The organism is Pseudomonas sp. AC463, assembly GCF_979253585.1.
The window spans coordinates 213,918-232,881 of sequence record NZ_CEEDDZ010000003.1 but is presented as its reverse complement, the minus strand read 5'-3'; the positions used below and the strand labels follow the sequence as shown (position 1 = coordinate 232,881).

Sequence of the window (18,964 nt, the reverse complement as noted above, 5' to 3'; positions counted from 1 at the left end):
GGGGTTCTAGTTAAGCGTGACCCATCTTTGATTAATCAGCAGCTCAATAGGCCGATATTGGGTCTTGTAGCTCATCTTTTTGCAGTTTTTGATCCAGTAACCGAGGTACACCGCCTCCAGTTCCAGGCGCATGGCTTCGCCTATTTGCCAGAGGATCGCGAACCGCCCCAGGCTGCGGCGCTCCTCGGCCGGTTCATAGAAGGTGTAGACCGCGGACAGGCCATTTGGCAGCAAATCGGTTACGGCGACGGCCACCAGGCGGCCGTCGAGGCGGAACTCGTAGAACCGCGAGAACGGCAGGTCGCGGACCAGAAAGGTGGAAAACTGGTCGCGGCTGGGCGGGAACATATCGCCATCGGCATGGCGTTGTTCGATGTAGCGTTGGTACAGGTCGAAATATTCTTCGCTGAACCCGGGCTTGGCCGGCGTTACCGTGAGGTCGGCGTTGCGCTTGAGAATGCGCTTCTGGTTACGGTCCGGTAGAAACTGGGCCACCGGGATGCGTGCCGGGACGCAGGCATTGCAGTTTTGGCAGTGAGGCCGGTACAGATGATCGCCGCTGCGCCGAAAACCCATTTCCGAGAGATCGGCATACACATGCACGTCCATTGGCTGGCTGGGGTCGAGGAACAGTGTGGTGGCCTGCTCGTCGGGCAGATAGCTGCAAGAGTGGGGTTGAGTGGCATAAAACTTCAAGCGCGCCAACTCGGTCATGATCAACCCTCGGATAAGCTTTGAAATAAGTGTAAGCCAGGTGCGCGCATGTCGCCTAGGAAACCCACGGTCCGGCGTTGGGCTGGTCCAGATGGTCGTGCAGATAGCGCGCAAATTCGCTGCGGGGGATGGCGCGGGCGCCGAGGCTGTGCAGGTGATCGTTGGGCATCTGGCAGTCGATCAGCACAAAGCCCCAAGCCTGCAATTGTCGGGTGAGCGTGGCGAAACCGAATTTGGACGCGTTGTCGGCGCGGCTGAACATGGACTCGCCAAAAAACAGTTGGCCCATTGCCAGGCCGTACAGGCCGCCGACTAATTCGCCGTTGTCCCAGACTTCTACCGAATGGGCGTAGCCGCGCTTGTGCAGCTCCAGGTAGGCGCCCTGTATGCCTTCGGTGATCCAGGTGCCATCCGCATACGCACGGGGCGCCGCGCAGGCCTGGATGACTGCGGCGAAGTCCTGGTCGAAGGTGACGCTGTAGCGCTGTTGGCGCAACAGTTTGCCCAGGCTGCGGGATACGTGGAGTTCATCCGGGAAGATCACCGTGCGCGGGTCGGGCGACCACCACAGGATCGGCTGGCCCTCCGAGAACCAGGGGAAGCAGCCGTGGCGATAGGCGTGGATCAGGCGCTCGGCCGACAAATCGCCGCCGGCGGCAAGCAGGCCATTGGGTTCGCGCATGGCTTTGGCCAGCGGCGGGAAGGTCAGGGTGTCGCGTTGTAACCAGGTCAGCATGGCATCCAGGCTTGCAGAAGGGGAGGGGAGTGGCAGGAGTGTCGCCTGCCCCAAGGGGTTGATTATTGTCGACGTGGCGCCTCGGGGCCAGCCCGAATCGGCTATTGGCACGTATTAGCGTGAGCGGGTGTTTCTGCAACTCTGCCCCTGCGGCGTGGTCGTAATCGGGTCTGGCCCATGCAGGCCATTTGCCAAGCTTGCCTGGATTGGTAAATACAGCTCATAAGCCTTTGTCAGCAAAGACAATGCATGCTCAAATTGAACATCTTGTGACACACAATTGGCTATGCTGCTGGATGAGCGCCAAGTGGTGTGGCGTCGGGCACACAAACCCGTACAATGCGGCCATTGTGGCGTTATCGCCATTCCACCCGGCAATCGCCCAGTGTTAAAAGTAGTGTCAACGACGTTCGTTTATTTTTCAGCTGCTCGGATTGGGCAGTATTTGCAGTTATTCAACAGATGGACGCGCTAAAGGCGCAGGAAAAGACCCGTTTTGAAGAAATCCGCCGCAACACCTAAAGCAGCAGTCGTGCCGGCCTGGCGCCAGCACCTGCACTACCGACTCAAGGAAGGTGCGCTGATCGCGATCGGCGCGCTGTGCCTGTTCCTGATGATGGCCTTGCTCACCTATGGCAAGGACGATCCGGGCTGGAGCCATAACAGCAAGATCGACGATGTGCAGAACTTCGGCGGCCCCGCCGGTTCCTACAGCGCCGATATCCTGTTCATGGTGCTGGGTTACTTCGCCTACATCTTCCCGTTGCTGCTGGCGATCAAGACCTGGCAGATCTTCCGCCAGCGTCACGAGCCGTGGCAGTGGAGCGGCTGGCTGTTTTCGTGGCGCCTGATCGGCCTGGTGTTCCTGGTATTGTCCGGCGCGGCGCTGGCGCATATCCACTTTCATGCACCTACCGGCCTGCCGGCGGGCGCGGGTGGGGCGCTGGGTGAAAGCCTTGGCGACCTGGCGCGCAAGACCCTGAATATCCAGGGCAGCACGCTGATGTTTATCGCGTTGTTCCTGTTCGGCCTCACCGTGTTCACCGACCTGTCGTGGTTCAAGGTGATGGACGTGACCGGCAAGATCACCCTCGACCTGCTGGAGCTGTTCCAGGGCGCCGCGAACCGCTGGTGGGCGGCCCGGGTCGACCGCAAGCGCATGGTCGCCCAGTTGCGCGAGGTGGATACCCGCGTCAACGAGGTCGTGGCGCCGAGCACACCGGACCGGCGCGAGCAGGCCAAGGTCAAGGAACGCCTGATCGAACGCGAGCAGGCCTTGAGCAAACACATGTCGGACCGCGAGAAGCAGGTGCCGCCGGTGATCGCCCCCGCGCCGCCCAAGCCAGCCGAGCCAAGCCACCGCGTGCAGAAAGAGAAGCAGGCGCCGCTGTTTGTCGACAGCGCCGTCGAAGGCACCTTGCCGCCGATCTCGATCCTCGACCCGGCAGAAAAGAAACAACTCAACTATTCGCCCGAATCCCTGGCGGCCGTCGGCCACCTGCTCGAAATCAAGCTCAAGGAATTCGGCGTCGAAGTCTCGGTGGACTCGATCCACCCCGGCCCGGTGATTACCCGTTACGAAATCCAGCCGGCCGCCGGCGTCAAGGTCAGCCGTATTTCCAACCTGGCCAAAGACTTGGCGCGTTCCCTGGCCGTGACCAGTGTGCGGGTGGTGGAAGTGATTCCCGGCAAGACCACCGTGGGTATCGAGATTCCCAACGAAGACCGCCAGATCGTGCGCTTCTCCGAGGTGCTGTCGACCCCGGAATACGACAACTTCAAGTCCCCCGTTACCCTGGCCCTGGGCCACGACATCGGCGGCAAGCCGGTGATCACCGACCTGGCGAAAATGCCTCACCTGCTGGTGGCCGGTACCACAGGTTCCGGTAAGTCGGTGGGTGTGAACGCGATGATCCTGTCGATCCTGTTCAAGTCCGGCCCGGACGACGCCAAGCTGATCATGATCGACCCGAAGATGTTGGAATTGTCGATCTACGAAGGCATTCCACACCTGCTGTGCCCGGTCGTTACCGACATGAAGGACGCCGCCAACGCCCTGCGCTGGAGCGTCGCCGAGATGGAGCGCCGCTACAAGCTGATGGCGAAGATGGGTGTACGTAACCTGTCGGGCTTCAACGCCAAGGTCAAGGAAGCCCAGGACGCCGGCACGCCGCTGACCGATCCGCTGTACAAGCGTGAAAGCATTCACGACGAAGCGCCGTTGCTGACCAAGCTGCCGACCATCGTGGTGGTGGTCGACGAATTCGCCGACATGATGATGATCGTCGGCAAGAAGGTTGAAGAACTGATCGCGCGTATCGCCCAGAAAGCGCGGGCTGCCGGTATCCACTTGATCCTCGCCACCCAGCGTCCGTCGGTGGATGTAATCACCGGCCTGATCAAGGCTAACATCCCCACGCGCATGGCGTTCCAGGTGTCGAGCAAGATCGACTCGCGGACCATCATCGACCAGGGTGGCGCCGAGCAACTGCTGGGCCACGGTGACATGCTCTATATGCCGCCAGGCACCAGCCTGCCGATCCGCGTACACGGCGCGTTTGTTTCCGATGACGAAGTACACCGCGTGGTGGAAGCCTGGAAACTGCGCGGCGCGCCGGAATACAACGACGACATCCTCGCGGGCGTCGAAGAGGCCGGCAGCGGCTTCGACGGTGGCAGCGGGGGTGGCGACGATGACGCCGAAACCGACGCGCTGTACGACGAAGCCGTGGCCTTCGTACTCGAAAGCCGCCGCGCCTCGATTTCTGCGGTGCAGCGCAAGCTGAAAATCGGCTACAACCGCGCCGCCCGCATGATCGAAGCCATGGAAAATGCTGGCGTCGTGACCGCAATGAACACCAACGGCTCGCGCGAAATCATCGCCCCCGGGCAGATGCGCGACTGATTCACGCGCCGCGTGGCAGCACGCGGCGCGCCCTGACACTCAATGAGGACTCCCATGCGCCTTATCCGCATGCTGTTGTTGCCGGCACTGGCCCTGACCGCTGTTTCGGCTCACGCTGACCCGGCCTCCGTCGCCAGCCTGAAAAACCTGTTGGACAAATCCCAGACCCTGACCGCGCGCTTCTCCCAGCTGACCCTGGATGCCGGCGGCACCCAGTTGCAGGAAACCGCCGGTGAAATGGCCGTGCAGCGCCCTGGGCTGTTCTACTGGCACACCGAGGGCAAGGCCGAGCAGACCATCGTTTCCGATGGCCAGAAGGTCACCCTGTGGGACCCGGACCTGGAGCAGGCGACCATCAAGAAGCTCGACCCGCGCCTGAACCAGACCCCCGCGCTGCTGCTGTCGGGTGACGTGTCGAAAATCAACGACAGCTTCGACATCACCTCCAAGCAAACCAGCAACGTGATTGAGTTCACCCTCAAGCCCAAATCCAAGGACACGCTGTTTGACACACTGTCCCTGTCCTTCGGCAACGGCGTGATCAACAACATGCGCCTGGTCGACAGCGTGGGTCAGCGCACCGATATCCTGTTCTCCGGGGTCAAGGCCAACCAGCCGGTACCGGCGTCCAAGTTCAAGTTCGACATCCCCAAGGGTGCCGACGTGATCCAGGAATAATCTGCCCCGAGGTTTCAAACGCTGCCCATGGATCTGTTTCGAAGTGACCCGATTGCCCAACCCCTGGCCGCGCGCTTGCGCTCGACCAACCTGGATGAGTACGTCGGTCAGGAACACCTGCTCGCTCGCGGCAAGCCCTTGCGCGAAGCCCTGGAGCAGGGCGCGCTGCACTCGATGATTTTCTGGGGGCCGCCGGGGGTGGGTAAAACCACCCTCGCGCGGTTGCTGGCGAAAGTCTCGGACGCGCACTTCGAAACGGTCTCGGCGGTGCTGGCCGGGGTCAAGGAGATCCGCCAGGCAGTGGAGGTTGCCAAGCAGCAGGCCGGGCAATACGGCAAGCGCACCATCCTGTTTGTTGACGAAGTGCATCGCTTCAACAAGTCGCAGCAGGATGCGTTCCTGCCCTATGTTGAAGACGGCACGCTGATTTTCATCGGCGCCACCACCGAAAACCCTTCGTTCGAATTGAACAACGCCTTGCTCTCGCGGGCGCGGGTCTATGTGCTCAAGAGCCTGGACGAAGCAGCGATGCAAAAGCTGCTGCACCGCGCGTTGAGCGAAGACAAGGGCCTGGGCAAGCGCCAGTTGAGCGTCAGCGACGAAGGCTTCAAGATTTTGCTGACTGCCGCCGATGGCGACGGCCGACGTTTTCTCAACCTGCTGGAAAACGCCTCGGACCTGGCCGAAGACGGCAGCGAGATTGGCGTTGACCTGTTGCAAAGCCTGCTCGGCGACACCCGCCGGCGCTTCGACAAGGGCGGCGAAGCCTTCTACGACCAGATTTCCGCACTGCACAAATCGGTGCGCGGCTCCAACCCGGACGGCGCGCTGTACTGGTTTGCGCGGATGATCGACGGCGGCTGCGACCCACTGTACCTGGCGCGCCGCGTGGTGCGCATGGCCAGCGAAGACATCGGCAACGCCGACCCGCGCGCGCTGAGCCTGTGCCTCGCCGCATGGGATGTGCAGGAGCGCCTTGGCAGCCCGGAAGGCGAGTTGGCGGTGGCCCAGGCCATCACCTACCTGGCCTGCGCGCCGAAGAGCAACGCGGTGTACATGGGCTTCAAGTCGGCCCTGCGCGCGGCGGCCGAATATGGTTCCCTCGAAGTGCCGCTGCACCTGCGTAATGCGCCCACCAAGCTGATGAAGCAGCTGGGCTACGGCGACGAATACCGCTACGCCCACGATGAGCCGGATGCCTACGCGGCCGGCGAAGATTACTTCCCCGATGAGCTTGAGCCTTTGCCGCTGTACCAGCCGGTGCCCCGTGGCCTGGAGCTGAAGATCGGCGAAAAGCTCAATCACCTCGCCCAGCTTGACCGCCTCAGCCCGAAACAGCGGAGAAAGTAGTGCTCAAGACGATTCTTGCCGTGTCCGCAGCCGGCATCGCTGGTACATTATTGCGTTTCGCCACCGGTACGTGGGTCAGCGCCCATTGGCCGAAGCATTTTTATGCGGCGACCCTGGCAGTCAACCTGGTGGGCTGTTTGATTATCGGGCTGCTGTACGGCTGGTTCCTGCTGCGTCCGGAAGTGCCGATTGAAATTCGCGCCGGCTTGATTGTCGGCTTTGTAGGCGGTCTGACGACCTTTTCATCCTTTTCACTGGATACGCTGCGCCTGCTGGAAAGCGGGCAGGCCCTGGTTGCCTTCGGGTACCTGGGCATCAGCGTGTTCGGCGGGCTGCTCGCCACCTGGGCTGGCCTGTCCTTGACCAAACTTTGATAAACGAGAGACCGACATGCTCGATTCCAAACTGTTACGTAGCAACCTTCAGGACGTAGCGGACCGCCTGGCATCCCGTGGCTTTGCCTTGGATGTTGCGCGCATCGAAGCGCTGGAAGAACAGCGCAAGACCGTCCAGACCCGCACCGAAGCACTGCAGGCTGAGCGTAATGCACGTTCCAAATCCATCGGTCAGGCCAAGCAGCGTGGGGAAGACATCGCGCCGCTGATGGCGGACGTCGAGCGCATGGGCACCGAGCTGTCCGACGGCAAGGTCGAGCTGGACAAGATCCAGTCCGAGCTGGATTCGATCCTGTTGGGCATCCCTAACGTGCCGCATGAATCGGTGCCGATTGGCGCCGACGAAGACGGCAACGTCGAAGTGCGTCGCTGGGGCACGCCTAAAGCCTTTGATTTCGAGATCAAGGACCACGTGGCCCTGGGCGAATTGACCGGCGGCCTGGATTTCGAAACCGCCGCCAAGATGTCCGGCGCACGCTTTGCCTTGCTGCGTGGCCCGATTGCGCGCATGCACCGTGCCCTGGCGCAGTTTATGATCAACCTGCACACCGCTGAACACGGTTACGAAGAAGCCTACACTCCGTACCTGGTGCAGGCGCCGGCGCTGATGGGCACCAGCCAGCTGCCGAAATTCGAAGAAGACCTGTTCAAGATCAGCCGCGACGGCGAAGCCGACCTGTACCTGATCCCGACCGCCGAAGTGTCGCTGACCAACATCGTGTCCGGCGAGATCCTCGACGCCAAGCAGCTGCCGCTCAAGTTCGTCGCCCACAGCCCGTGCTTCCGTAGCGAAGCCGGTGCGTCGGGGCGTGACACCCGCGGCATGATTCGCCAGCATCAGTTCGACAAGGTCGAGATGGTCCAGGTGGTCGAGCCGTCGACCTCCATGGAAGCGCTGGAAGGCCTGACCGCCAACGCCGAGCGCGTCCTGCAACTGCTGGAGCTGCCGTACCGCGTACTGGCGCTGTGTACCGGCGACATGGGTTTCAGCGCGGTGAAAACCTACGACCTGGAAGTGTGGGTGCCGAGCCAGGACAAATACCGCGAGATTTCGTCGTGCTCCAACTGCGGTGATTTCCAGGCCCGTCGCATGCAGGCGCGTTTCCGTAACCCGGAAACCGGCAAGCCGGAGCTGGTGCATACCCTCAACGGTTCGGGCCTGGCCGTAGGCCGTACCCTGGTGGCCGTGCTGGAAAACTACCAGCAGGCCGACGGTTCTATCCGCGTGCCTGAGGTGCTCAAGCCGTACATGGGCGGCGTTGAGGTCATCGGCTAAATGGAATTTCTGCCGCTGTTTCATAACCTGCGCGGCAGTCGTGTGTTGGTCGTCGGTGGCGGGGAGATTGCCTTGCGCAAATCCCGGCTGCTGGCCGACGCCGGTGCGTTGCTGCGGGTGGTTGCTCCCCAGATCGAAGACCAGTTGCGTGAACTGGTGCTGGGCAGTGGCGGGGAACTGATTTTGCGCGGTTATCAGGAGGCCGACCTTGACGGTTGCGTCCTGATCATCGCCGCAACCGACGACGAGCCACTGAACGCGCAAGTGTCCAGTGAGGCCAAGCGTCGTTGTGTACCGGTCAATGTGGTGGATGCGCCGGCCTTGTGCAGCGTGATCTTCCCGGCGATTGTCGACCGCTCACCCTTGGTGATCGCGGTGTCCAGCGGCGGCGATGCGCCGGTGCTGGCGCGCTTGATCCGCGCCAAGCTGGAAACCTGGATTCCGTCCACCTATGGCCAACTGGCCGGGTTGGCGGCGCGTTTTCGTGCCCAGGTCAAAGGCCTCTACCCAGATGTGCAGCAACGCCGCGCGTTCTGGGAAGAAGTGTTCCAGGGCCCGATTGCCGACCGCCAGCTGGCCGGGCAGGGCGATGAAGCCGAGCGCCTGCTGATCGAAAAGGTCAACGGCGCGCCGCCGTATGCGCCGGGTGAGGTTTACCTGGTGGGCGCCGGCCCGGGTGACCCGGACCTGCTGACCTTCCGCGCCTTGCGCCTGATGCAGCAAGCTGACGTGGTGCTGTATGACCGCCTGGTGGCGCCGGCGATCCTGGAACTGTGCCGCCGCGACGCCGAGCGTGTGTATGTCGGCAAGCGTCGCGCCGAGCATGCCGTGCCGCAAGACCAGATCAACCAGCAATTGGTTGACCTGGCCAAGCAGGGCAAACGCGTGCTGCGCCTCAAGGGTGGCGATCCGTTCATCTTTGGCCGCGGTGGCGAAGAAATCGAGGAACTGGCGGCCCATGGCATCCCGTTCCAGGTGGTGCCGGGGATCACCGCGGCCAGCGGTTGCGCGGCGTATGCCGGGATTCCACTGACCCATCGTGACTATGCGCAGTCGGTGCGTTTTATCACCGGGCACTTGAAGGACGGCACCTCGGACCTGCCCTGGCAGGACTTGGTGGGGCCTTCGCAGACGCTGGTGTTCTACATGGGTTTGATTGGCTTGCCGATCATCTGTGAACAGCTGATCAAGCACGGGCGTGCGGCGGATACTCCGGCGGCGTTGATTCAGCAGGGCACCACGTCCAACCAGCGCGTATTTACCGGCACCCTGGCCGACTTGCCGCGCATGGTGGCGGAGCATGAAGTGCATGCGCCGACATTGGTGATTGTCGGTGAGGTGGTGGTGTTGCGTGAGAAGCTGAAGTGGTTCGAGGGTGCTCAGTCCCAGGTGTGAGCCTTAAAAGCATCGGGGGCAAGCCCCCTCCCACCTTTGAACTGTGAACACCGTCAAAATGTGGGAGGGGGGCTTGCCCCCCGATGAGGCCCTCAAACACTGCACAGTATCTGGATCAGCACCACACAGCTTTGCCCGTCAACCGCCCCCGATCATGCTCACCATCAAACCTCTGCAACGGCCCCTTCGGCACAACCCCCGTCGGATTGATCGTCCGATGGCTGGCATAGTAATGCCCCTTGATATGCTCAAAATCCACCGTCTCGGCCACGCCCGGCCACTGATACATCTCCCTTAACCAATTCGACAGATTCGGATAATCCGCAATCCGGCGCAGGTTGCATTTGAAGTGGCTGTAATACACCGCATCAAAGCGAATCAGCGTGGTGAACAGGCGCACATCGGCTTCAGTCAGGTATTCACCGGCCAGGTAGCGATGGTCGCTCAGGTGCTGTTCCAGGTGGTCCAGCTCGGCAAACACATCATCGAATGCGCTTTCGTAGGCACCCTGCGACGTGGCGAAGCCTGCGCGGTACACGCCGTTGTTGACGGCCGGGTAGATGCGTTCGTTCAGCGCGTCGATGGTCGAGCGCAGTGCTTCGGGGTAGAAGTCCAGGGTGTTGCCGGTCAGTTCGTTGAATGCGCTGTTGAACATGCGGATGATTTCCGCCGATTCATTGCTGACGATGCGGTTCAGTTTCTTGTCCCACAGCACCGGCACGGTCACGCGGCCGGTGTAATCGGCGGTATCGGCGGTGTAGCGCTGGTGCATGAACGCGAAGCCGTCGAGCTTATCGCCGGTTGAGCCGTGGGCCTTGTCGAAGGTCCAGCCGTTTTCCAGCATCAACCAGCTGACCACGGACACGTCGATCAGGCTTTCCAGGCCCTTGAGCTTGCGCAGGATCAGGGTGCGATGGGCCCATGGGCAGGCGAGGGACACATACAGGTGATAGCGACCGGCCTCGGCCTTGAAGCCGCCTTCGCCACTCGGGCCGGGTTGGCCATCGGCGGTCACCCAGTGGCGACGTTGTGCCTGTTCCCGTTGGAAAGCGCCATCTGCGCTACTTTCGTACCACTGGTCTTTCCAGTGTCCTTCGATCAGCAAACCCATGACTGGCTCCTTGGCTAATAAGCGTTGGAGCCCAGTCTAAAGGGATGAGTTCGAACTAAAAGCGCAAAGTCCGAGGGTGAATGATCGATTAAATCGATTTGTCCCGCGCGTCCCAGTATTGCTGGGCCAGTTCGAAGGCGTGTTCACGTGGATGGCCGAGGCCGCGCAGGGCCAACGCCATGGTGGCGATCAGCGCCAGTTGCGGGTAGCTGTCTTGTACATCGCCACGCCACACGGCCTTCAAGTGCTCAGGTTCCAGGCTTGCCGGCTTGACGTGGCGCTGGGCGGAGAGGGCGGGCCACTCTTCGTCCCAGCTGGCGCCGCCGGTGGTGCCATACAAATGGCTGATGGTATCGGGGTTGATTTCAACTTCGCCGCCGTCGCCCTTGACCACAATCACGTTATCGCCGAGCAAGCCGCTGGCATCGCGGTGCACACCCTGGTAACCGGGGTGGAAAATGCTTTGCAGACCACAACGCGCGTTCAGCGGGTTGAGCAGGCGCGCCAGGGAGTGGATCGGCGAGCGCAGACCGAGGGTGTTGCGCAGGTCGATCATGCGCTGCAGTTGCGGCGCCCAGTCGCCCAGCGGGATAAACGCCAGGTTGCCTTGCTCAAACGCGGCCTCGACCTGCTGCCAGTTTCGGCACAGCGGAATCTGCAAACCTTCCAGCAACTGCTCGGTGTACAAGCGGCCAGCCGTGTGTGCGCCGCCGCCGTGCATGAGGATGCGCACGCCGTTCTGCGCCAGGCATTTGGCTGCCAGCAGGTACCACGGCAGGTGGCGTTTCTTGCCGGCGTAGGTTGGCCAGTCGATGTCCACGTTGAGTGCCGGGGCGTTCAGGCGTTCGCGTACGGCTTCGGTGAAGCCGGCGAGCTCTTCCGGGCTTTCTTCCTTGTGGCGCAGCAGCATCAGGAAGGCGCCGAGCTGGGTGTCTTCGACTTTTTCGTCGAGCAGCATGCCCATGGCTTCGCGGGCTTCCTCGCGGGTGAGGTTGCGCGCGCCGCGCTTGCCTTTGCCCAGGATGCGCACGAACTGCGCAAACGGGTGCTCGGCAGGGGTTTCAAGGGTCAGCGGGGCAAAGTCGGTCATAAGCAATTCGTCGGCCTGGGCAGGCCCGCCAGCTTGGCGGCGAGTTTGGCGGGAGTGCCGTTGAACAATTGGTTGAGGTGCAGGCTGTTGCCCTTTTCTGCGCCGAGCTTCAAGGCGGTGTACTTGATCAGCGGGCGCGTGGCGGGGGACAGCTGGAATTCGGCATAAAAACCGCGCAGCAATTCGAGGATTTCCCAATGCGCCGGGGTCAGCTCCAGGGATTCGGCGGCGGCCAGGGCGTTGGCCACGTCGGCGGACCAGTCGTTCAGGTCGACCAGGTAACCGTCCTTGTCCAGTTCGAGGCTACGTGCGCCTACGGTCAGGGTGTTCATAGCCAGGTGTTGACCTTGTCGTAGTCGAGCGACAGTTGCACGAAGCCCGGGTAGTCAACGCTGTCGGCCCAGTCCGGCAGGGGCAGGTTGCGCGCCTGCATGTCTTCGGCCAGTACAAACACCTTCACGCCTTTGATTTGCAGGTCGGGCGTGTGCAGGCCGTAGGCGCCGTCGCCGCACAGCAGGATCGCGTCTTTGCTGGCGCAGACGCGCAGGCAGCTGTCGAGTCGGCCATCGGTAAACGGGGAGTGAGACACCACATGTAAAGTCGACATCAGAGGGTAATCACCTGGTCGTAACGGTCAATCAGCTGGGAGATTTCGTCGTTGCTCAAGGGTTGCGCATCGGTGGGCGGCGTCAAGCCTCGGGCGGCCATGCTGTGGCGGCACGCGAACACATCGTCGACGCCGAACAACCCCAATGCCTGCAGGTTGGCGCTGAGGTCTTTTTGCTGCACGGCCTTGGCGTTCTGGTGCGGCGCCAGTTGGAACACGCCGTCATCCATAAACAGCAAGCCGATCGGCAGGTCGAATGCGCCCCCGGCCAGCACGATATCCAGCGCTTCGCGTGCGCTGGGCCCGGACCACGGGGCCTGGCGGCTGATCACCAATAGGGATTTGGACATGTCACGGCCCTCCAAAACAGATCAGGCGGTCGGCGGCCTGGGCCGCGTCGTGCAATTGCCCGAGGCCCGACAGCGCCCACGGCGCATCGAGGTTGACCGCGCTGCGTTGATAGCGCGTGGCTTCCTCGGTGTTGAGCACGCCACGGCGCAAGGCGGCGGCGATGCACACCACGCCGTCGAGCTGGTGCTGGCTGACCAACTCGCGCCATTGGCGGGCGGTGTCCTGCTCGTCCTGGGGCGCAACGATGTTGTTGGACGCGCTGTAGACGCCGTCCTGATAGAAAAACAGCCGCACAATCTCATGCCCGCCGGCCAACGCTGCCTGGGCGAACAGCAGGGCGCGGCGCGAGGAGGGCGCGTGGGCGGCGGAAAAAACAGCAATTGCAAACTTCATGGAACACTCTGCAAGCAAACGTGGGCCAATGATAAAGCCGCCTGCGCGAAAAAGCCCGCCGTGATCAAAACGGTCACTGTTGTTGATTGTTCCGGCGATTGCCGGTCGGCGCCAGGCTGCCTAGTCTGTGGGTATTCAAATCCGAAATGGAGTCTCCATGTCAGGTCCCTTGGCATCTCTTAAAGTGCTGGATTTTTCCACCTTGCTGCCCGGCCCCTTTGCCTCCTTGATGCTGGCCGACATGGGCGCCGAGGTACTGCGCATCGAATCGCCGACGCGCATGGACCTGCTGCGGGTGCTGCCGCCGCACGATCATGGCACGTCGGCGAGCCATGCCTACCTCAATCGCAATAAACGCAGTTTGGCGCTGGACCTCAAGCAGGCCGAGGCGCTGGAGATTGTGCGCGCGCTGGTCAAGGACTACGACATCCTGCTGGAGCAGTTTCGCCCCGGAGTGATGGAGCGCCTGGGGCTGGGGTATGAGGCATTGAAGGCGATCAATCCGCGGCTGGTTTATGTGTCGATCACCGGTTACGGCCAGACCGGGCCCTACAAGGACCGCGCCGGGCACGACATCAACTATCTGGCGCTGGCCGGGGTGGCCAGCTACACCGGGCGCCGCGACACGGGGCCGTTGCCGCTGGGTGTGCAGTTGGCCGATGTGGGCGGTGGTTCTTTGCACGCCGTGGTGGGCTTGCTCGCGGCGGTCATCGCCCGACAGCACAGCGGGGTGGGGCAGTACCTGGATGTGAGCATGACCGACTGTTCGTTCAGCCTGAATGCCATGGCGGGAGCGGGTTACCTGGCCTGCGGGGTGGAGCCGGAATGGGAAAACCATGTACTGAACGGCGGTAGTTTTTACGATTACTTCCGCTCGCGGGATGGGCGCTGGATGTCGGTGGGCAGCCTGGAACCGGCGTTCATGCAGCAGTTGTGTGCGGCGTTGGGGCGGCCGGAGTTGGCGGCACTGGGCCTTGATCCAGCGCTCAAGCAGGCGCTGCAGGTCGAGTTTGAAAAGCGCAGCTTTGATGAGTTGTGTGAGTTGTTCGCCACAGTGGATGCGTGTGTTGAGCCAGTGTTGAGCTTCAGTGAGGCGCTGGAGCATCCGCAGTTGAAGGCGCGGGAGCTGGTGAGCCAGGTGCCCAGGGGCGATGGTTCGGCCCAGGCGCAGATGGCGTGCCCGTTGAAGTTTTCAGAGGGGTTGCCCGAGCCTCGGCATATCGGGGTGGCGGTGGGGGCTCACAGTGATGAGGTGCTTGTGGAGCTGGGGTTGAGTGCTCAGCGAATTACAGAGCTGAGGCAGGGCAAAGTTGTTGGTTGACTGGACTGGCGCTATCGGGGGCAAGCCCCCTCCCACAGTTTTGAAAGGGTTCGCAATTCAAAATGTGGGAGGGGGCTTGCCCCCGATGGGGCCCTCATTCCACCCGAGTTTCCCCAGTGAACACCAAGGTCTGCCGACACCGCCGACACAAATACCGCCGCCCCTGAGCCACCATGCCATGGCGCTGTGACGAAAACGGAAAGTCGCTATCGGCACACGGGCAGCGGTAGATATAACGCTTGACCTGCCGGCGCTTGACCTCATAGGTATGGCAACGGTCTGGCGGCAGTTCATACACCCCGCGCATGATCAGCTGCCATTCCTCGCCATGGGGCTGGATGCGCTCGCCAAACAATTGGTGGGCAATCAGGTGCGCCACTTCATGGGCCACGGTCTGTTTGAGGAAATGCTGGCTGTTTTCACGGTAAAGCTGTGGGTTGAAGCGCAGCAGGTTCTCGTGCAAATGCGCGACACCGGCCTTCTGGCCCCGCAGCTTGAGGCTGACCTGGGGGCGTTTGAAGCTTCGTTTGAAAAAGGATTCGGCTTGCAGGAAACAATCTTCGACGCGGGTATTGAGTTGCTCGGGCATGCTGTACATATCTCCAGAGGCGCCCAGTATGCCGCAAAGCTGGGTGTTTCCGAATCTGTCAGGCGCCGAATGGTCATGCATAACGCACAAAGCCACCTTGCGGTGGCCTTGCCCGGGGGTTATTGACTCAGTTTGTGTACATCGGGCCTACGCCCAGGCCCCAGACGATTACGGTAAAAGCCATGATCGCCACCAGCACCACCAGGCCCACGGCCAATACCGAACTGGAAAACAGGAAGCCCTCGTCCGGGTCGATGTTCATGAAGGTCGGCAGCCCCACGTACAGCAGGTACACCGTGTAGCAAATCGCTGCCGTGCCCACCACCATGCCCAGCCACATATGCGGGTAGAGCGCCGCCAGCCCGCCGATAAACAGCGGTGTCGCCGTGTAGGTGGCAAAGGCCACGCAGCGCGCCATGCTGGGGTTGGCGTCGTAGGTGCGGGCCATCCAGTGAATGAACGCGCCCATCACCGCCACGCCGCCGAGCATGGCTGCGTAGGACATGATGGTCATCCACAAGGCGCTTTCCTGGGTGAGCATCACCGGCGCACGGTTGCCGATGACCCAGCCGACCTGGGTGGTGCCGATGAATGCAGAGACGGCGGGGATCGCCGCGAGAATCAAGGTATGAGTGAGGTACATGTGGCTGATGCTTTCTTCTTTATCGCCACGAATTTCCCGCCATTCCTGGTCGGGATGGGTAAAAAGCCCCACGACGTGATGGATCATGCCAGTCACTCCTGTCGTTATTACCATCGCCCCCCATCGGAGCGCCCACGGGCCAAATGGCCGCAAAGGTCTGGATAAATATGTGCGACCTCAAGTCGCAGTATAGGAAGGGATGACCGGAAAAACTGTAGGGCTTTAGAGCGAATCGCACTGTAAACATTGGGCTTAATCGCGCTGAGGTCTGTCAGGCCGAGTACGCCCCTCCCACATTGAATGTAGTGACTCGACATCGCTAAAATACCCGGCTTTTCGTCACACACCTCCAGCGGATCCAAGCGCCATGGGCACTCTTACGGTCAACCAGAACAAACTGCAAAAACGCCTGCGTCGCCTGGCCGGTGAAGCGGTCGCCGATTTCAACATGATCGAGGACGGCGACAAGGTCATGGTCTGCCTCTCCGGCGGCAAAGACAGCTACACCCTGCTCGACGTGCTGTTGCACCTGCAAAAGGTCGCGCCGATCACATTCGAGATCGTCGCCGTCAACATGGACCAGAAGCAGCCGGGCTTCCCCGAGCACGTGCTGCCGGCCTACCTCAAGGCGCTGGGCGTTGAGTACCACATCGTCGAGAAAGACACCTACTCGGTGGTCAAGGAGCTGATCCCGGAAGGCAAGACCACCTGCTCGCTGTGTTCACGCCTGCGCCGTGGCACGCTCTATACGTTTGCGGATGAGATCGGCGCAACCAAGATGGCCTTGGGGCATCACCGCGACGATATCGTTGAAACCTTTTTCCTCAATATGTTCTTCAACGGTTCGCTCAAGGCCATGCCGCCCAAGCTGCGGGCGGATGACGGGCGCAACGTGGTGATCCGCCCGCTGGCGTATTGCAACGAGAAGGACATCCAGGCCTACTCCGACTTCAAGCAGTTCCCGATCATCCCGTGCAACCTCTGCGGCTCCCAGGAAAACCTGCAGCGCCAGGTGGTCAAGGAGATGCTGGTGGACTGGGAGCGCAAGACCCCGGGCCGCACCGAAAGCATCTTCCGCAGCCTGCAGAATGTGCAGCCGTCGCAGCTGGCCGACCGTAACCTGTTCGACTTCACCAGCCTCAAAATCGACGAGACCGCCGCTTCGCGCTTCGTCAATGTTGTGAACCTCTGAGCCCATTCGATGCTCTGACACACGGCGCTTGCGGGCGCCGTTTTCAATTCAATTGCCAGGAGAGGGCATGCGCGATTACAAGTGGCTGCACGAATATTGTCTGAACCGCTTCGGTTCGGCAGCCGAGCTGGAAGCCCATCTGCCGGTACCCAAGACCCCGGCGCAATTGCGCAAGATCAGTGATGATCGCTACCTGTCGACCCTGGCCCTGCGGGTATTTCGCGCGGGCTTGAAGCACAGCGTGGTGGATGCCAAGTGGCCTGCATTCGAGCAGGTATTTTTTGGTTTCGACCCGGAAAAAGTCGTGCTGATGGGCGCCGAGCACCTGGAGCGGCTGATGCAGGACACGCGCATCATCCGCCACCTGGGCAAGCTCAAGAGCGTGCCGCGCAATGCGCAGATGATCTTGGATATCGAGCAGGAGAAGGGCAGCTTCGGCGCGTTTATCGCCGATTGGCCGTTGACCGATATCGTCGGGTTGTGGAAATACCTGAGCAAACACGGCCATCAGCTCGGCGGGCTGTCGGCTCCGCGCTTTTTGCGCATGGTCGGCAAGGACACTTTTGTGCCGAGTTATGACGTGGTCGCGGCGTTGAACGCGCAGAAGATCGTCGACAAGGCGCCGACCAGCCTGCGCGACCTGGCAGCAGTGCAAGGCGCGTTCAACCAGTGGCATACCGAGAGCGGGCGGCCGATGTGCCAGCTGTCGATGATGCTGGCGTACACCGTCAACCACTGATAAGCGTGTGTGGCTGGAGGGCTGTTGTGGCGAGCGAGCTCGCTCGCCACATAAGCTCTCTCAACATAGAGACTTCGATTATTCAGCCAGCCGCCGATTGAGCTGATGCCGCCAGCGCACATACAACAGCGCCGTACAGAACACCGCCAGACTCGCCAGCATCTCCAGCACCCCGAACCACTGGCGATTCGGGTCGTACGCCGCCAACGCACCCTTGATGAAATACAGGTTCACCACAAAGCACATCCACGAATGCCCGCGCGCGCTGCCCAGCAGCATCCCCGGCGCGAGCACCAGCAAGGGCACCAGTTCGATCAGCAGGATCACCCACGGGCGTGCGCCGTGCAGGTCGGCGACGAACAGGTAGTAGCCGCACAGCAAGCCTACCAAGGCGAAAAACGCCAGCAGGCTCAGCACCCGTGCAAGCTTTACCCGAGGTTCCAGCCACGCTTGGGGCGGCAGGACTTTAGGCTTTTTGGCCACGGCCGTTCTCCAGCAGCGTGGCGGTGGTGGCCAGGCGCAGGCCCAAGGCGCGGCACAGGGCGATTTCATGTTGATCGAGCAGGCGCTTGCCGTCCGGCCCGGCGTGGTGGCTGGCGCCGTAGGGCGTGCCGCCGCCCTGGGTGTCGAGCAGTGCCTGTTCGCTGTAGGGCAGGCCGGTGATCAGCATGCCGTGGTGCAGCAGTGGCAGCAGCATCGACATCAGGGTGGTTTCCTGGCCGCCGTGCAGGCTGGCGGTGGAGGTGAACACGCCCGCCGGCTTGCCGACGAGAGCGCCGGTCAGCCACAGGTTGCTGGTGCCATCCAGGAAATACTTGAGCGGCGCGGCCATGTTGCCGAAGCGCGTCGGGCTGCCCAGGGCCAGGCCCGAGCAGTGTTTCAAGTCGTCGAGGCTGGCGTACAGCGCGCCTTCCTCCGGAATGCTCGGCGCCACGGCTTCACACTCGGTGGAGATCGCCGGCACGGTGCGCAAACGCGCTTCCATGCCACCTTGCTCGATGCCCCGGGCAATCTGCCGGGCCATTTCGCTCACCGAGCCATTGCGGCTGTAATACAACACCAGCACGTAGGGGGTGGTCACGGCAGAATCTCCAGCACGTTTTCCGGCGGGCGGCCGATGACGGCTTTATCGGCGGTTTCCAGGATCGGGCGTTCCATCAGTTTGGGATGTGCGGCGATGGCGGCGATCAGTTGCGCTTCGCTCAAAGTCGCGTCGGCCAGGTTGAGGCTTTTGTATTCGTCTTCGCCGGTGCGCAGCAGTTGGCGTGCGCTAATGCCCAGCTTGGCCAGCAAGGCCTTGATTTGCGCGGCGTTCAGCGGGGTTTCCAGGTAACGCACCACGGTAGGGGTGAGACCGCGGGCTTCCAGCAGTTCGAGCGCACCGCGGGATTTCGAGCAGCGCGGGTTGTGATAAAGCGTCAGATCGGTCATGTGCGGGTCGCATCTTGCGTAAGGTGGCGGGTATTCTACCCGCGCTGC

22 protein-coding genes are annotated in these 18,964 nt (G+C 61.8%); 9 read left to right on the top strand and 13 right to left on the bottom strand.

Translation table 11 applies throughout. The features are described 5' to 3' along the window. Window positions 1–6: 6 nt before the first annotated feature. Together AC0IYH_RS05135 and aat are read right to left on the bottom strand one after the other, a co-directional pair. Window positions 7–714 (bottom strand): arginyltransferase, encoded by a 708-nt coding sequence (locus tag AC0IYH_RS05135; protein ID WP_116629770.1) that lies wholly within the window; start codon window positions 712–714, stop codon window positions 7–9. A gap of 55 nt (window positions 715–769) precedes the next feature. Continuing rightward, window positions 770–1,450 (bottom strand): leucyl/phenylalanyl-tRNA--protein transferase, encoded by a 681-nt coding sequence (gene aat, locus AC0IYH_RS05130; protein ID WP_122771676.1) that lies wholly within the window; start codon window positions 1,448–1,450, stop codon window positions 770–772. 496 nt (window positions 1,451–1,946) lie between these two features. On the opposite strand from aat, the gene AC0IYH_RS05125 reads away from it, so the two are divergent. The 6 genes from AC0IYH_RS05125 to cysG are packed head-to-tail and all read left to right on the top strand — an operon-like array spanning window position 1,947 to window position 9,449. Next, a complete protein-coding gene (locus AC0IYH_RS05125) occupies window positions 1,947–4,355 on the top strand; it encodes a DNA translocase FtsK (RefSeq protein ID WP_116629768.1) in 2,409 nt (802 codons plus the stop codon). 54 nt (window positions 4,356–4,409) lie between these two features. Continuing rightward, the gene (lolA, locus tag AC0IYH_RS05120; RefSeq protein ID WP_016975527.1) at window positions 4,410–5,033 is read left to right on the top strand and encodes an outer membrane lipoprotein periplasmic chaperone LolA; all 624 of its coding nucleotides are present in this window, start codon (window positions 4,410–4,412) and stop codon (window positions 5,031–5,033) included. A gap of 27 nt (window positions 5,034–5,060) precedes the next feature. Beyond that, window positions 5,061–6,383 carry a replication-associated recombination protein A gene (locus AC0IYH_RS05115; protein WP_101271698.1) on the top strand — a complete coding sequence of 441 codons (1,323 nt, stop codon included), beginning with the start codon at window positions 5,061–5,063 and terminating at the stop codon, window positions 6,381–6,383. Beyond that, window positions 6,383–6,757, top strand: a complete 375-nt coding sequence (gene crcB / locus AC0IYH_RS05110; RefSeq protein WP_057721801.1) for a fluoride efflux transporter CrcB — start codon at window positions 6,383–6,385, stop codon at window positions 6,755–6,757. Before AC0IYH_RS05115 ends, crcB begins: the two co-directional genes overlap by 1 nt. A 16-nt stretch (window positions 6,758–6,773) precedes the next feature. Then, window positions 6,774–8,054: a serine--tRNA ligase gene (gene serS, locus AC0IYH_RS05105; protein ID WP_116629767.1), complete on the top strand. Its 1,281-nt coding sequence runs from the start codon at window positions 6,774–6,776 to the stop codon at window positions 8,052–8,054. After that, complete coding sequence (gene cysG, locus AC0IYH_RS05100) at window positions 8,055–9,449, top strand: siroheme synthase CysG (protein WP_116629766.1); 1,395 nt, start codon at window positions 8,055–8,057, stop codon at window positions 9,447–9,449. 115 nt (window positions 9,450–9,564) lie between these two features. Here the strand turns inward: cysG and AC0IYH_RS05095 are convergent, their stop codons facing one another. The 6 genes from AC0IYH_RS05095 to tusD form a co-directional block, all read right to left on the bottom strand. Then, entirely contained in the window at window positions 9,565–10,560 is a 996-nt protein-coding gene (locus tag AC0IYH_RS05095) for a glutathione S-transferase family protein (protein WP_471833135.1), read from the bottom strand. Between the two features lie 88 nt (window positions 10,561–10,648). Further along, complete coding sequence (locus AC0IYH_RS05090; protein WP_471833134.1) at window positions 10,649–11,650, bottom strand: glycosyl transferase family protein; 1,002 nt, start codon at window positions 11,648–11,650, stop codon at window positions 10,649–10,651. Beyond that, on the bottom strand, window positions 11,647–11,982 hold the full coding sequence (locus tag AC0IYH_RS05085) for a TusE/DsrC/DsvC family sulfur relay protein (protein WP_116629763.1): 336 nt from the start codon (window positions 11,980–11,982) through the stop codon (window positions 11,647–11,649). The genes AC0IYH_RS05090 and AC0IYH_RS05085 overlap by 4 nt, the downstream gene beginning before the upstream one ends. Beyond that, window positions 11,979–12,257, bottom strand: coding sequence for a sulfurtransferase complex subunit TusB (gene tusB, locus AC0IYH_RS05080; protein ID WP_116629762.1), 279 nt, complete (start codon window positions 12,255–12,257; stop codon window positions 11,979–11,981). Before tusB ends, AC0IYH_RS05085 begins: the two co-directional genes overlap by 4 nt. Beyond that, window positions 12,257–12,607 (bottom strand): sulfurtransferase complex subunit TusC, encoded by a 351-nt coding sequence (gene tusC, locus AC0IYH_RS05075; RefSeq protein ID WP_122771684.1) that lies wholly within the window; start codon window positions 12,605–12,607, stop codon window positions 12,257–12,259. Before tusC ends, tusB begins: the two co-directional genes overlap by 1 nt. Before the next feature lies 1 nt (window position 12,608). Continuing rightward, on the bottom strand, window positions 12,609–13,001 hold the full coding sequence (gene tusD / locus AC0IYH_RS05070; protein ID WP_116629760.1) for a sulfurtransferase complex subunit TusD: 393 nt from the start codon (window positions 12,999–13,001) through the stop codon (window positions 12,609–12,611). A 157-nt stretch (window positions 13,002–13,158) separates the two neighbouring features. On the opposite strand from tusD, the gene AC0IYH_RS05065 reads away from it, so the two are divergent. Beyond that, entirely contained in the window at window positions 13,159–14,322 is a 1,164-nt protein-coding gene (locus AC0IYH_RS05065) for a CaiB/BaiF CoA transferase family protein (protein WP_471833133.1), read from the top strand. Window positions 14,323–14,416: 94 nt separating this feature from the next. Here the strand turns inward: AC0IYH_RS05065 and AC0IYH_RS05060 are convergent, their stop codons facing one another. Beyond that, on the bottom strand, window positions 14,417–14,911 hold the full coding sequence (locus tag AC0IYH_RS05060; RefSeq protein WP_122772276.1) for a SprT family zinc-dependent metalloprotease: 495 nt from the start codon (window positions 14,909–14,911) through the stop codon (window positions 14,417–14,419). Between the two features lie 127 nt (window positions 14,912–15,038). Continuing rightward, window positions 15,039–15,641: a Yip1 family protein gene (locus tag AC0IYH_RS05055; protein WP_116629758.1), complete on the bottom strand. Its 603-nt coding sequence runs from the start codon at window positions 15,639–15,641 to the stop codon at window positions 15,039–15,041. A gap of 280 nt (window positions 15,642–15,921) precedes the next feature. On the opposite strand from AC0IYH_RS05055, the gene ttcA reads away from it, so the two are divergent. Both ttcA and AC0IYH_RS05045 read left to right on the top strand, forming a co-directional pair. Next, window positions 15,922–16,746, top strand: coding sequence for a tRNA 2-thiocytidine(32) synthetase TtcA (gene ttcA, locus AC0IYH_RS05050; protein WP_471833132.1), 825 nt, complete (start codon window positions 15,922–15,924; stop codon window positions 16,744–16,746). 67 nt (window positions 16,747–16,813) lie between these two features. Continuing rightward, window positions 16,814–17,485: a DNA-3-methyladenine glycosylase I gene (locus tag AC0IYH_RS05045; protein ID WP_471833131.1), complete on the top strand. Its 672-nt coding sequence runs from the start codon at window positions 16,814–16,816 to the stop codon at window positions 17,483–17,485. A gap of 78 nt (window positions 17,486–17,563) precedes the next feature. On the opposite strand, the gene AC0IYH_RS05040 is transcribed toward AC0IYH_RS05045, so the two are convergent. The 3 genes from AC0IYH_RS05040 to arsC are packed head-to-tail and all read right to left on the bottom strand — an operon-like array spanning window position 17,564 to window position 18,916. Further along, window positions 17,564–17,968, bottom strand: coding sequence for a DUF2069 domain-containing protein (locus AC0IYH_RS05040; RefSeq protein ID WP_116629755.1), 405 nt, complete (start codon window positions 17,966–17,968; stop codon window positions 17,564–17,566). After that, a complete protein-coding gene (gene wrbA / locus AC0IYH_RS05035; RefSeq protein ID WP_116629754.1) occupies window positions 17,952–18,566 on the bottom strand; it encodes an NAD(P)H:quinone oxidoreductase in 615 nt (204 codons plus the stop codon). Before wrbA ends, AC0IYH_RS05040 begins: the two co-directional genes overlap by 17 nt. Beyond that, complete coding sequence (gene arsC, locus AC0IYH_RS05030) at window positions 18,563–18,916, bottom strand: arsenate reductase (glutaredoxin) (RefSeq protein ID WP_471833130.1); 354 nt, start codon at window positions 18,914–18,916, stop codon at window positions 18,563–18,565. Before arsC ends, wrbA begins: the two co-directional genes overlap by 4 nt. Between the last annotated feature and the right edge of the window lie 48 nt (window positions 18,917–18,964).